The sequence below is a fragment of the Pseudomonas sp. DD1 genome, assembly GCF_044510355.1.
GTDB lineage: Bacteria > Pseudomonadota > Gammaproteobacteria > Pseudomonadales > Pseudomonadaceae > Aquipseudomonas > Aquipseudomonas shahriarae.
This window is the reverse complement of the sequence record NZ_MSAJ01000029.1, coordinates 144,135-157,238: the sequence shown is the minus strand read 5'-3', so window position 1 is coordinate 157,238 and position 13,104 is coordinate 144,135. Positions and strand designations below refer to the sequence as shown.

General features: G+C 60.1%; 11 protein-coding genes. 6 read left to right on the top strand and 5 right to left on the bottom strand.

All coding sequences use genetic code 11. The features are described 5' to 3' along the window. Positions 1-62: 62 nt before the first annotated feature. Complete coding sequence (locus tag PSFL_RS17065; protein WP_057437065.1) at positions 63-1,604, bottom strand: phosphoenolpyruvate carboxykinase; 1,542 nt, start codon at positions 1,602-1,604, stop codon at positions 63-65. 179 nt (positions 1,605-1,783) lie between these two features. Further along, complete coding sequence (hslO, locus tag PSFL_RS17060; protein ID WP_397470308.1) at positions 1,784-2,686, bottom strand: Hsp33 family molecular chaperone HslO; 903 nt, start codon at positions 2,684-2,686, stop codon at positions 1,784-1,786. A gap of 126 nt (positions 2,687-2,812) precedes the next feature. Between hslO and PSFL_RS17055 the strand changes: the two genes are divergently transcribed. Next, complete coding sequence (locus PSFL_RS17055) at positions 2,813-3,613, top strand: phosphatase PAP2 family protein (protein WP_273871278.1); 801 nt, start codon at positions 2,813-2,815, stop codon at positions 3,611-3,613. Positions 3,614-3,654: 41 nt separating this feature from the next. Here PSFL_RS17055 and PSFL_RS17050 read toward each other — a convergent pair whose 3' ends face one another. Beyond that, complete coding sequence (locus PSFL_RS17050) at positions 3,655-4,062, bottom strand: RNA-binding S4 domain-containing protein (protein ID WP_057437060.1); 408 nt, start codon at positions 4,060-4,062, stop codon at positions 3,655-3,657. Positions 4,063-4,362: 300 nt separating this feature from the next. On the opposite strand from PSFL_RS17050, the gene PSFL_RS17045 reads away from it, so the two are divergent. Together PSFL_RS17045 and rimK are read left to right on the top strand one after the other, a co-directional pair. Next, positions 4,363-4,827, top strand: coding sequence for an ATP-dependent zinc protease (locus PSFL_RS17045; RefSeq protein WP_374067400.1), 465 nt, complete (start codon positions 4,363-4,365; stop codon positions 4,825-4,827). After that, the gene (gene rimK / locus PSFL_RS17040; RefSeq protein WP_057957998.1) at positions 4,824-5,729 is read left to right on the top strand and encodes a 30S ribosomal protein S6--L-glutamate ligase; all 906 of its coding nucleotides are present in this window, start codon (positions 4,824-4,826) and stop codon (positions 5,727-5,729) included. The genes PSFL_RS17045 and rimK overlap by 4 nt, the downstream gene beginning before the upstream one ends. Before the next feature lie 128 nt (positions 5,730-5,857). On the opposite strand, the gene PSFL_RS17035 is transcribed toward rimK, so the two are convergent. Both PSFL_RS17035 and ompR read right to left on the bottom strand, forming a co-directional pair. Then, entirely contained in the window at positions 5,858-7,171 is a 1,314-nt protein-coding gene (locus PSFL_RS17035) for an ATP-binding protein (RefSeq protein WP_057437058.1), read from the bottom strand. Positions 7,172-7,287: 116 nt separating this feature from the next. Further along, positions 7,288-8,028 (bottom strand): two-component system response regulator OmpR, encoded by a 741-nt coding sequence (gene ompR / locus PSFL_RS17030; RefSeq protein WP_032856582.1) that lies wholly within the window; start codon positions 8,026-8,028, stop codon positions 7,288-7,290. Between the two features lie 334 nt (positions 8,029-8,362). Between ompR and PSFL_RS17025 the strand changes: the two genes are divergently transcribed. The 3 genes from PSFL_RS17025 to gshA all read left to right on the top strand — a co-directional run bounded on the left by PSFL_RS17025 (position 8,363) and on the right by gshA (position 12,881). Next, complete coding sequence (locus PSFL_RS17025) at positions 8,363-10,699, top strand: Tex family protein (RefSeq protein WP_115127153.1); 2,337 nt, start codon at positions 8,363-8,365, stop codon at positions 10,697-10,699. Further along, complete coding sequence (locus PSFL_RS17020; RefSeq protein ID WP_057437056.1) at positions 10,699-11,082, top strand: PaaI family thioesterase; 384 nt, start codon at positions 10,699-10,701, stop codon at positions 11,080-11,082. Before PSFL_RS17025 ends, PSFL_RS17020 begins: the two co-directional genes overlap by 1 nt. Before the next feature lie 215 nt (positions 11,083-11,297). After that, entirely contained in the window at positions 11,298-12,881 is a 1,584-nt protein-coding gene (gene gshA, locus PSFL_RS17015; RefSeq protein WP_057437054.1) for a glutamate--cysteine ligase, read from the top strand. Positions 12,882-13,104: the final 223 nt, after the last annotated feature.

Below are 13,104 nucleotides of genomic sequence, written 5' to 3'. Positions count from 1 at the left end.
GAGATTTCCACGCGCACAAAAAAGCCGCCCACTAGGGGCGGCTTTTCAACAGCTAGCGAATCTTACAACTTCGGACCCGCTGCCTTGATCGCGTCGCTCACTTCAAATTTCTTGAAGTTCTCGACGAACAGGCCGGCCAGGGCCTTCGCTGCTTCGTCGTAGGCAGCCTTGTCAGCCCAGGTGTTGCGTGGGTTCAACAGGCCGGTCTCAACGCCCGGTACGGCCAATGGCACGTCGAGGTTGATGGTGTCCAGGTGCTCGGTTTGCGCACCGATCAACGCGCCGCTCTGGATCGCTGCGATCACCGCACGGGTGGTCGGGATGTTGAAGCGTTTGCCGACGCCGTAGCCACCGCCGGTCCAACCGGTGTTGACCAGGTAGACCTTGGAGCCGAAGCCACGGATGCGCTTGATCAGCAGCTCTGCGTATTCGCCAGCCGGACGCGGGAAGAACGGTGCGCCGAAGCAGGTGGAGAAGGTCGATTTGATGCCGCTGCCCGACCCCATTTCAGTCGAGCCCACCAGTGCGGTGTAACCAGACAGGAAGTGGTAGGCCGCTTGTTCTTCATTGAGGATCGACACCGGTGGCAGTACGCCAGTCAGGTCGCAGGTCAGGAAGATCACCGCGTTTGGCTCGCCGCCCAGGTTCTTCTCGGAACGCTTGGCAACGTGCTCCAGCGGGTACGCCGCGCGGCTGTTCTGGGTCAGGCTGACGTTGGTGTAGTCGGCGTGCTTGGCATCGTCGATCACCACGTTTTCCAGGACGGCGCCGTGCTTGATGGCTTTCCAGATGACCGGCTCGTTCTTCTCCGACAGGTCGATGCACTTGGCATAGCAACCGCCTTCGATGTTGAACACCACGCCTTCGCCCCAACCGTGTTCGTCGTCACCGATCAGGTAGCGGCTTTCGTCGGCGGACAGGGTGGTCTTGCCAGTGCCGGAAAGGCCGAAGAACAAGGTTACGTCGCCTTCCTCACCGATGTTGGCAGCGCAGTGCATTGGCAGCACGTCAGCGGCCGGCAGCAGGAAGTTCTGCACCGAGAACATGGCTTTTTTCATCTCGCCGGCGTAACGCATGCCAGCAATCAGGACTTTTTTCTGGGCGAAGTTGAGGATCACGCAACCATCGGAATTGGTGCCGTCACGCTCAGGCACACATTCAAAGTTGGCAACGTTGAGCACTTGCCACTCTTCACGCCCGGCCGGGTTGTACTGGGCCGGGTTGATGAACAGGCAACGACCGAACAGGTTCTGCCAGGCAGTCTGAGTGGTCATTTTCACGGCCAGGTAGTGTTCTTCGGCAGAACCTACATGCACGTGGGAAACGAAATGCTCTTGCGCGTTGTTGAAAGCCTCGACGCGAGCCCACAGGGCATCGAACTTGTCGGCCGGGAACTTGCGGTTGATCGGGCCCCAGGCAATAGCGGCCTGGGTGGATGGCTCTTCAACGATGAAACGGTCGACCGGCGAACGACCGGTACGGTGACCGGTTTCTACGACCAGCGCGCCAGTATCGGCAAGCACGCCTTCACCGCGCTGCAGGGCTTCTTTGACCAGATCGTCAACACTCAGATCGGTGTATACGGCGTTATTGGCTTGCGTCATGAGGTTCCCCGTCGGCCTATGGCCGAGTGCTCCAAACGTTTTGTAGTAGAAAGTTGCGCACTACTACCGCGAAAAAAGTGGGCCGGATTATGCCAGAAAAGCCCAAAAAAAGTAGGGCCCTCCCGTCAGAACACCTCTAATCCGGCGTTTGTCAGGTGATTTACCTGTGCTTAAACGTTTTAGTGGTGGGTACCAGAAGGGGTGTCAACGCCAGCGCCAGCGAACAATTGGGCGATATCGGCAGCGTCGAACAGGTAGCGCTGGTTGCAGAACTGGCAGTCGATCTCGATTCTGCCACCGTGCTCCACCGCCAGATTCTGCGCATCCTTAAGGCCCAGGCTCACCAGGGCATTGCCCGAGCGCTCGCGGGAGCAGCTGCAATGGAAACGCAGCGATTGCGCATCGAACAGGCGCACTTCCTCTTCATGGTATAGGCGGTGCAGGATGGTTTCGTTGTCCAGGCCCAGCAGCTCTTCAGCGGTCAGGGTACCCGCCAGGGCAGTGAGGCCACGCCAGCTTTCCTCGCGCTCATCCTCGTCCTTGATACGGTCCGCCGGCAGCTGTTGCAACAGCAGGCCACGGGCGCGCTTGCCGTCCGCATTGAGCCAGAAGCGGGTGCCCACTTGCTGGGACATGACGAAATAGTTGGTGAAGCAGTCGGACAGGGTTTCCCCGTCCAGATCGACAATGCCCTGGTAACGCTGGCCAACGGTCGGGTCGATGGTCAACGCCAGCACGCCGTTGGGCATCAGGTCGGCCAGGGTCGCGTCCGCCGGGATCTGGTCTGCGTCATAACGTGCCAGGCCACGGATTTCCCGCTCACTGGAGCACTCGATCATCAGCATCGGCACCGGGCCTTCGGAGCGCGCCTGGAGGATCAGCAAGCCATCGAACTTCATGGTGCCCACCAGCAGCGACGCGGCGGCCATCAGTTCGCCAAGCAACTGCGCGACCGGCTCCGGATAGGGGTGCTTGGCAAGGACTTCGGCATAGCTGCGCTCCAGGGCAACCAGCTCGCCACGAGCGTCGTTGTCGTCAAAGAGGAAACGTTGGGTGAAGTCGGTATCCGGTAGATCAGTCATAGGTCTGGGTATCTGAATTGATGACAAAGTGATGACAATGTTTCTAAAATTATGCGCTTTAGCACCAATTTGGTGCGCTTTTCTTCTGATAGGTGAAGAGAGTTTAGAGCGAAGAGGAAACAGTTTATGAACAATCCGGGTTTGTTCCAAGCCAAGTGGAACCTCGGGCGATTGGCCCTGTGCAATTTACTCGCTCTGGGGCTGCTGTGTTTTTGGCTATGGCCCGCAGGCCAGATGCTTTGCGTGATATTCGACGAATGGCTGTTTCATCTGCTCAACGACCCGCTGGCCAGCAACTCGACCTGGCTGCATATATGGGCGATCGCCAGCCTGCGGCCATTTGATGCGGTGGTCGGGGTGATCCTGCTGATGCTGCTGATTCGCGGCGAATGGGTGTTCAAGGCGATTGAAGTGCGCCAGGCGTTTTTCGGTTTCCTCGCGATTCTGCTGTTACTGCTGTTTATCCGTATGCTGTTTTCCAAGCTCGCGGCGCAGATGGGCTGGCAGCACAATAGCCCGTCGATGGTGATCAGTGGAGCGATCCATATGAGCGATTACTTCCCGAACCTGGAAAAAACCTGGGAATTGAAAGACCGTTCCAGCCAGAGTTTCCCCGGTGATCATGCTTCAGTGTTGCTGATCTGGGGGATGTTCATGAGCGTGTTTGCCAAGCGGATCGGCCAGGTGGTGCTGATCTGGGGCCTGGCACTGCTGTTTATGATGCCGCGCCTGGTGGCAGGTGCTCACTGGGGGCAGGACGACTACATCGGTGGCGTACTGCTGGCGCTGTTAGCGCTGGGTTGGGGTTATTACACACCGTTTGCGGCGAAGGTCTCGGCTTGGCTGCTACGCATAACCGAACCGCTATTCCGGCTGCTCCAACGGGTACCCGCGATCAATCGCCTGAGCGTGATCCGCAACGCCTGAGCCCAGGTGCAGGAGCCTGATCGGCTCCTGCACGTAACCCCTCAATCATCATTGCCGCTGCCGCGAAACTTGAACAGGTCGCGGCGCTGTTTCTTGCTCGGTTTGCCGTCGGTGCTCATACCCAAGGCTCCGGCCTTGCGCATGGCCGCCGCATTCTCGCGCTTGGCAATACTGGCGGGGGTCTCGGTGTACAGCGCCTGGGCTTCAGGCGCGCCTCGGCGGACGATGGAGAGCGCCTCCACCAACACGGTTTTCTCATCAAAGCCGATGCGAATCTGCAACTCGTCGCCAACACGCGGTTCCTTGCCCGGCTTGCAGCGCTCGCCTCGGCAATGCACCTTGCCGCTCTCGATGGCGGCCTTGGCCAAGGCCCGGGTCTTGTAGAAACGTGCGGCCCACAGCCACTTGTCCAAACGGACTTTTTCGTCCTCTTCCTGCTTTTGAGCCACTTGAATTCCTCGCTCTGAAAAATGTCGCAACTTAACAGTCGAATCCCTTCGACGCACAAACGCCAAGGCTCACCTAAGATACGCCAGGTGTCAGGCAGTTTCCCTTCAGCCGTGGTTTTTTATGGTGTGAAGATATCTGTCGCCATTTGGTGAATATTCTGCGTGAATACCGCGAATTCGGCGCCAAGCGCTCGTCAACGGTCCTGGGTTGTCACAATCCGTGAGCTATTGGACGCTAGTGTCGTATGACGTAGAAACTTCCCTGATTGCCGGTTGTTCATATTGAAGACATTTGACCATTTGACCGTTGTCGGTCTGCGTGAATGGGTGGCGCTTCCCGATTTGGGTGTGGCGGGCCTGCGCGCAAAGATCGACACCGGCGCCAGTACCTCCAGCCTGCATGCCACCGAGATCGAGCCTTTTGAGCGTGACGGTGAAAAATGGCTGCGCTTTACGGCGCACCTGGGCAGCGTGGTGCAACTGCGTCACCGGCGCTGCGAAGCACCGCTGGTGGCCATGAAAACCATTAAAAGCTCCAACGGCCAGGCGCAGGTGCGCTACGTCATCAGCACCACCCTGGCCCTGGGTGATCGGGTATGGAGGGTGGAGTTCACCCTGGCTTGCCGCAAAACCATGCGTTACCGCCTGTTGCTAGGTTCCAAAGCCCTGATCGACGGCCAGTTAGTGGTCAACCCGGGGCTCAAGTACGTTCAAGACAAGCCGGTGTTCCCGGTCTCCACTATTGCTGCCACAGGTGTTGCATGAAGATCGCTGTGCTGTCGCGTAACCCGCGTCTGTATTCCACCCGCCGTCTGGTCGAGGCCGGCACCGAACGGGGCCATGAGATGGTGGTGATCGATACGTTGCGCGCCTATATGAACATTGCCAGTCATAAGCCGCAGATCCACTACCGGGGCAAACCACTGGAAGGCTTCGACGCGGTGATCCCGCGTATCGGGGCCTCGGTGACGTTCTACGGCTGCGCGGTCCTGCGCCAGTTTGAAATGATGGGGGTGTTTCCGCTCAACGAATCGGTGGCCATTGCCCGCTCCCGGGACAAGCTGCGCTCCCTGCAATTGCTGTCGCGCCGGGGCATCGGCTTGCCCGTGACTGGTTTTGCCCATTCCCCCGATGACATTCCCGACCTGATCGAGATGGTCAACGGTGCGCCATTGGTGATCAAGGTGCTGGAAGGCACCCAGGGCATTGGCGTGGTGCTGTGTGAAACCGCCACGGCGGCAGAGTCGGTTATCGAAGCGTTCATGGGCCTCAAGCAGAACATCATGGTCCAGGAATACATCAAGGAAGCCGGCGGGGCCGATATCCGTTGCTTCGTGGTGGGGGACAAGGTGATTGCCGCGATGAAGCGCCAGGCCAAGCCGGGGGAGTTTCGCTCCAACCTGCATCGGGGTGGCAGCGCCAGCCTGATCAAGATCACCCCGGAAGAACGCATGACCGCCCTGCGCGCAGCCAAGGTCATGGGCTTGAGCGTGGCGGGCGTGGATATCCTGCGCTCGAACCACGGGCCACTGGTGATGGAAGTCAACTCGTCACCAGGCCTGGAAGGAATTGAGACCACCACTAACAAGGATGTGGCGGGGATCATCATTCAGCATCTGGAGAAGAACAGCGGGCCAAATCTGACCCGGACCAAAGGCAAGGGCTGAAATACGCCCTTTAGAGCAGCACAAACCAGTGTGGGAGCTGGCTTGCCTGCGATGACTGACTAACATTCAACATCACTGTTAGTTTTTTCGCAGGCAAACCAGCTCCCACATTTGATTTTCGTCGTGGCTTAGACCGCATCCCTTGGCAACATCAGCCCCAACGGCAAGCGCACCCGCGCTTCCAGCCCGCCATCGGCACGGTTGCGCAGTTCAACATTGCCACCATGCATCGAGGCAATCCGCCGCACAATCGCCAGCCCCAGGCCGGTGCCTTTGCCACCACGGGCACGGTCGCCACGGGTGAAGGGGTTGAAAATGCCCTCCAGCTCCGCCGGATCAATCCCGGCGCCACGGTCCATGACACTCAGCACCACATAGGGCGCGTTGGTGTCACCAGACACATAGGCGGCGACTTCCACCTCGGTGCCCGCATGATGCAAGGCGTTGCCGATCAGGTTGTTCAACAGGCGCTTCATCGAGACCCGGCGCAACGCAAAGGGCTGGATCGGCTCCAGGCGCATGTGTACCTGCTCGCCATTCTGGTTATAGGGCGCCACGACCTCGCGGACCAGGTCGGTCAGGTCCACTTCTTCCACCACTTCATCGCGACCATCGCGGATAAACGCCAGGAACTGGTCGAGAATCGCGTCCATGTCTTCGATATCACGGACCATGTCATCGGTCAGGTCGGTGTGGTTACCCATCAGTTCCAGGGACAGGCGCAAGCGTGTCAGCGGCGTGCGCAGGTCGTGGGACACCCCGGCCAGCATCAGCTCACGCTCGCGACCGGCCTGTTCGACATCCTCGGCCATCTGGTTGAACGCGCTATAGACCTCGGTCATTTCGCTGGGCGTATCGCTGATCGGCAGGCGCACGCTGCGCCCCTGCCCCAGTTGCCTGGCGGCGAACACCAGGCGCTTGAGCGGCTGGTTGAGCTGGCGCACGAAAATCCAGGCCGACGCGGTGGAAAGCAGGCCGATGGCCAGGAACCAGCCGAGTACGTTCCAGATCTTCTGCCCCCGCAGCGGGTGCGGATACAGCGGAACCTTGATCCATGCATCGCCCAGGCTCGGCGCGCGCACCCAGAGGGCGGGTGATACATGCATGCGCAAGCGCACCTCGGTGTCTTCACCCAGTTCGGCCTGCATCTGGCGCTGGTAGATCTCGCTGTAAGGCCAATGCTGCTCGCCTTCCGGCACGCCAGCCCCATCCACGCGGGTCAACGTCGACGCCTTGGCGACTTTTTCGCGGTTCTCGGGATCCACAGCCCAGTAGCCACGCAATGTCAGCGCAACACCATGGCTGTACTGCCGGTCCACCAGCACGTCTTCGTTCATCAACAGATAAACGAGGGTCAGCGCCTTGGAAAACAGCACGACGATCAGCACCAGCCAAAGGGTGCGGGAGAAGAAACTTTGAGGGAACCACAGCGGGGTTTTCATAGAAGACAGCTAGACACCTTGCAAGAGCGAGCCACGCTCGCAGAATTGCAGACGCCGGGCATCCGGCCGACCCCTTGGGATCGAACTCCGGAATACCCGCATGTGCAAATCATCGATTACTTGGTTGCCGTGCCGTCCGGCACAAACACGTAACCCACGCCCCACACTGTCTGGATATAACGCGGCTTGGACGGATCCGGCTCGATCATCCGGCGCAGACGGGAAATCTGCACATCGATGGAGCGCTCCAGGGCGTCCCATTCACGACCACGGGCCAGGTTCATCAGCTTGTCACGGGTCAGCGGTTGGCGAGCGTTCATCACCAGCGCCTTGAGCACCGCGAATTCGCCCGTGGTGAGCATGTGGACTTCTTCGCCACGCTTGAGCTCACGGGTAGCCAGCGACAGTTCGTAGTCACCAAAAGTCACGCTTTCATCTTCGCTGCCTGGCGCGCCCGGTACGGGAGCCGCCTGGCGACGCAATACGGCCTTGACCCGCGCCATCAGCTCGTCGGGGTTGAATGGCTTGGCCAGGTAGTCGTCGGCGCCCAGTTCCAGGCCCTTGATACGGCTCAGCTCATCGCCCTTGGCGGTCAGCATGATGATCGGGATCTGGTTGTTGGTGCTGCGCAGGCGCTTGCAGGCGGTCAGGCCGTCTTCGCCGGGCAACATCAGGTCAAGCACGACCAGGTTGAAGACTTCGCGCCCGAGCAGGCGGTCCATCTGCTCGGTGTTCGGCACCGCGCGGGCACGGTAGCCCTTGGAGGTGAAGAACCGCTCCAGCAGGCTGCTCAGCCCCGGATCGTCATCAACGATGAGAATTTTTTCGCCTTCAGCAGTTTGTGCAGTGCTGCTCATTGGATGCTCCTCTTATCTGGCGCGCATTATGGCTTAGCTGCCGTTATACGCACGGTACGCATTGTTAGCAGATTTTTCTCCAACCACCAGTGCGCCGGCGCCTGGCGCAATCCCCCCAAGAACGGATCGCTGGTTATAATGCCGCGCCTCAGTGCCGGGCAATACCGTGGCCGGCCTGGTGTTTTTTCATCTGCTTGTCGTGACTTTTTCGATTTCGAGGGTCAATAGGCTGCCTCTTGACCCAGGCAGCGGCGCCAGTCGGGCCGCTCAACCAGCCGCGCAGAGCCTTGTTTTCCGGGCCTGCGCACTGCTTTCAAGAATTTCAGGTGGTTTTATGGACAGCATCAACAGCCGCATCGCCGAGGAACTCGGTGTACGCCCACAACAGGTCGAAGCGGCCGTCGCTCTACTGGATGAAGGCTCCACCGTGCCCTTCATCGCCCGTTACCGTAAAGAAGTGACCGGCAGCCTGGATGATATCCAGCTGCGGCATCTGGAAGAGCGCCTGCGCTACCTGCGAGAACTCGACGAACGGCGTGTCAGCATTCTCGCCAGCATCCAGGAGCAGGGCAAGCTGACCCCGCAACTCGAACGCGATATCAAGCTCGCCGACACCAAGACCCGCCTCGAAGACTTGTACCTGCCGTACAAGCAGAAGCGCCGCACCAAGGGCCAGATCGCCCTGGAAGCCGGCCTCGGCGAGCTGGCCGACGGTCTGTTCAACGACCCGTCCCTGACCCCGGAAACCGAAGCCGCGCGCTTTGTCGATGGCGAAAAAGGCGTGGCCGACGTCAAGGCCGCCCTCGAAGGCGCCAAGTACATCCTCATGGAGCGTTTCGCCGAAGACGCCAACCTGCTGGAAAAATTGCGTAACTACCTGAAACAGGAAGCCACCCTCAGCGCCCGTGTGATCGCCGGCAAAGAGGAAGAAGGCGCCAAGTTCCGCGATTACTTCGAGCACGACGAACCACTGAAAAGCATGCCGTCCCACCGCGCCCTCGCCATTTTCCGCGGCCGCAACGAAGGCATTCTCAGCTCCGCGCTGAAGGTCGGCGACGAACTGCCGGGCACCATGCACCCGTGCGAAGGCATGATCGGCCAACAATTCGGCATCCAGAATCAGAATCGTCCTGCGGATAAATGGCTCAGTGAAGTCGTGCGCTGGACCTGGAAGGTCAAGCTCTACACCCACCTGGAAACCGACCTGCTGGGCGAGCTGCGCGACGGCGCCGAGACCGAGGCGATCAACGTATTCGCCCACAACCTGCACGACCTGCTGCTGGCCGCTCCGGCCGGCCCGCGCGCAACCCTGGGCCTGGACCCGGGCCTGCGCACCGGTTGCAAGGTCGCCGTGGTCGACGCCACCGGCAAGCTGCTGGACCACGCCACCGTGTACCCGCACGTGCCGCACAACAAGTGGGACCAGACCATCGCCATCCTCGCCGCCCTGTGCGCCAAGCATGCGGTAGACCTGATTGCCATCGGCAACGGCACCGCCAGCCGCGAAACCGACAAGCTGGCCCTGGAGCTGATCAAAAAATACCCAGGCATGAAAATGACCAAGGTCATGGTCTCCGAGGCGGGCGCTTCGGTGTACTCGGCGTCGGAACTGGCCTCCAAGGAATTCCCGGACCTCGACGTGTCGATCCGTGGCGCGGTGTCCATCGCACGCCGCCTGCAGGATCCACTGGCCGAGCTGGTGAAGATCGACCCTAAATCCATTGGCGTCGGCCAGTACCAGCACGACGTGTCGCAGCTGAAACTGGCGCGCGGCCTGGATGCAGTGGTGGAAGACTGTGTGAACAAGGTCGGCGTCGACGTCAACACTGCCTCAGTCGCCCTGCTGGCGCGGATTTCCGGCCTCAACTCCACCCTGGCGCAGAATATCGTCACCCATCGCGATGAAAACGGCGCGTTCAAGACCCGAGCGGCGCTGAAAAAAGTCGCACGCCTTGGCGAAAAAACCTTCGAACAGGCCGCCGGCTTCCTGCGCGTGATGAACGGTGACAACCCGCTCGACGCCTCGGCAGTCCACCCGGAAGCCTATCCGCTGGTACAGCGCATCGCCGCTGAAACCGACCGCGATATCCGCTCGCTGATCGGCGACGCCGCGTTCCTCAAGCGCCTGGATCCGAAGAAGTACACCGACGAAACCTTCGGTGTGCCGACCATCACCGACATCCTGCAAGAACTGGAAAAACCGGGTCGCGACCCGCGTCCGGAGTTCAAGACCGCCGAGTTCCAGGAAGGCGTCGAAGACCTCAAGGACTTGCAACTGGGGATGATCCTCGAAGGCGTGGTGACCAACGTGACCAACTTCGGCGCATTTGTGGATATCGGTGTGCATCAGGACGGTTTGGTGCATATCTCCGCGCTTTCAGAGAAGTTCATCAAGGATCCGCGCGAAGCGGTGAAGGCCGGGGATGTGGTCAAGGTCAAGGTTATGGAAGTGGATATCCCGCGCAAACGCGTGGGCCTGTCGATGCGCATGAGCGATACCCCCGGCGAGAAAATCGACGGTGCCCGTGGCGCACGCCCGGGTTCAGCACCGCGCCAGTCGCAAAACCGTTCGGAAAACACTGCACCGCGTAAGGAAGCCACCACCGCAGCCCCGGCCAATAACGCCATGGCTTCGCTGTTCGCCAACGCCAAGCAGTTGAAAAAGCGCTGATGGAGCTGCCAGCCGGCTTGACCCACAGCGCCTTCAGCGAGCTGCTCGGCTGCCGTCTGCAACGCCTGGACCAAGGCGTTGCCGAGGTTGCCCTGAGCCTGGAGCCACAATTGCGCAACCGCGCGGGCAAGCTCCATGGCGGGGCGATTTTCAGCCTTGTGGACATTGCCATGGGGCTGGCCTGTTCCAGCTCCCACGGTTTTGACCAGCAGAGCGCGACCATCGAGTGCAAAATCAACTACATCCGTGCCGTGTCCGACGGTGACGTGCTGTGCACCGCCCGGGTCATCCACCCCGGCCGGCGCACGCTGGTGGTCGAGGCCGAGGTGTATCAGGACGAAAGACTCGTCGCAAAAGCACAAGGCACCTTCGCTGTCCTATAGCTCCCTGTCATCAATTTGGGTTAATTTCGGCGCTGCGAAAACAGCGTCGGAATTTTCTTCCTGCGCGATAGCCAAATTCAGGGAATGAAGTCGGCACTTTCAGAGCAGGTTGTTCCGGCTCGAAAACCAGGCGATAACGCCAGTTTTAACTTCACCCTTGTAGACCGTCTTGCCCACCCCCATATTGGGGCGACTGACGCGTGAAGGAATCCAACTTGAGCGAACTTCTCAACCGCCGCCTGGCTCTGCTCGGCAAGCGCGAACACCTCTCTTTGCTTGAGCACTGCCTGCACGGCATCGAGCGAGAATGCCTGCGTGTCACCGGCGAAGGCCGCCTGGCTCAAACGCCGCATCCAGAGGCCCTGGGCGCCGCATTGACCCATGAGTCGATCACCACCGACTATTCCGAGTCGCTGCTGGAGTTCATCACGCCGGCACTGCCCAACCCGGCAGATACCCTGCGCAGCCTCGACAAAATTCATCGTTTTGCCTACAGCAAGCTCGGCAACGAGTACCTGTGGAGTCCATCGATGCCGTGCCCGTTGCCGGCCGAGGAAGATATTCCGATTGCCTACTACGGCACCTCCAACATCGGACAGCTCAAGTACGTGTATCGCAAGGGCCTGGCCCTGCGCTACGGCAAGACCATGCAGTGCATCGCCGGTATCCACTACAACTTCTCCCTGCCGGAAGAGCTGTGGCCGTTGCTCAAGGAAGCCGAAGGCTTCGTGGGCACCGACCGTGACTACCAGTCCACGGCCTATATCGCGCTGATCCGTAACTTCCGCCGCTACAGCTGGCTGCTGATGTATCTGTTCGGTGCCTCGCCAGCCCTGGATGCGGGTTTCCTGCGCGGGCGTTCCCACCAGCTGGAACAGTTCGATGCCGACACCCTGTACCTGCCCTATGCCACCAGCCTGCGCATGAGCGATCTGGGTTACCAGAGCAACGCCCAGGCCGGCCTGACCCCTTGCTATAACGATCTGGCCAGCTACACCGACAGCCTGCGCGAAGCGGTGGCAACGCCCTACGCGCCCTACGTCGAAGTCGGCACCCATAAGGATGGTGAGTGGGTACAGCTCAACACCAACATCCTGCAGATCGAAAACGAGTACTACTCCAATATCCGCCCCAAACGCGTGACCTACACCGGCGAACGGCCGATCCAGGCGCTGATGGCCCGTGGCATCCAGTACATCGAAGTGCGCTGCCTGGACATCAACCCGTTCCTGCCGATGGGCATCGACCTGCCGGAGTCGCGCTTCCTCGACGCGTTCCTGCTGTACTGCGCGTTGGACGACAGCCCGCTGTTCGAAAACAACGAGTGCGGCAATGCCACGTCGAACTTCCTCAGTGTGGTCAAGGAAGGCCGGCGGCCGGGGCTGCAATTGCAGCGTCGCGGCCAGGCGGTGGAAATGAAGGAATGGGCCGCCGAACTGCTGGAGAAAATCGCCCCGCTGGCTGCCCTGCTGGACCAGAGCCAGGGCATCAGCGAACACAGCCAGGCACTGGATGCCCAGTTGGCGAAGATCCAGGATTCGTCCCTGACCCCGTCGGCCCAAGTGTTGGCCGCGATGCAGGAGCACAAGGAAAGCTTTGCGCAGTTCTCCCTGCGTCAGAGCGAAGTGCATGCCGAGTACTTCCGTAGCGAGCCGTTGCCGGCAGACGAGCAGGCGCGTTTTGAAGAGCTGGCGCGTACATCGCTGGCGCAACAGGCGGAGCTGGAGCAGAACGAAGTGGGCGATTTCGACGTGTTTGTCGGGGCGTACCAGGCGAGCATCCTGGCGATCAGTAACTGACGCCATCCGATGCCCCCAGTGGGAGCTGGCTTACCTGCGATGAGGCCGTCACATCCAAATAAGATGTCGGCTGTTACACCGCTATTGCAGGCAAGCCAGCTCCCCCATTAATTTCATGGCCCTGAAGCTCTGTTTGCACTTTTCTCCTCATAAGCTAATTCGAAAAGGTTATTTATTTTCGGATTCTTAGATCATTTAGTCTCCTCACACGCCAACGTCTGGC

What these genes read in the sequence shown, in the direction of transcription:
- PSFL_RS17065 (WP_057437065.1), bottom strand. Translation starts at nt 1,604, where the DNA reads ATGACGCAAGCCAATAACGCCGTATACACCGATCTGAGTGTTGACGAT.
- hslO (WP_397470308.1), bottom strand. Translation starts at nt 2,686, where the DNA reads ATGACTGATCTACCGGATACCGACTTCACCCAACGTTTCCTCTTTGAC.
- PSFL_RS17055 (WP_273871278.1), top strand. Translation starts at nt 2,813, where the DNA reads ATGAACAATCCGGGTTTGTTCCAAGCCAAGTGGAACCTCGGGCGATTG.
- rimK (WP_057957998.1), top strand. Translation starts at nt 4,824, where the DNA reads ATGAAGATCGCTGTGCTGTCGCGTAACCCGCGTCTGTATTCCACCCGC.
- PSFL_RS17035 (WP_057437058.1), bottom strand. Translation starts at nt 7,171, where the DNA reads ATGAAAACCCCGCTGTGGTTCCCTCAAAGTTTCTTCTCCCGCACCCTT.
- ompR (WP_032856582.1), bottom strand. Translation starts at nt 8,028, where the DNA reads ATGAGCAGCACTGCACAAACTGCTGAAGGCGAAAAAATTCTCATCGTT.
- PSFL_RS17025 (WP_115127153.1), top strand. Translation starts at nt 8,363, where the DNA reads ATGGACAGCATCAACAGCCGCATCGCCGAGGAACTCGGTGTACGCCCA.
- PSFL_RS17020 (WP_057437056.1), top strand. Translation starts at nt 10,699, where the DNA reads ATGGAGCTGCCAGCCGGCTTGACCCACAGCGCCTTCAGCGAGCTGCTC.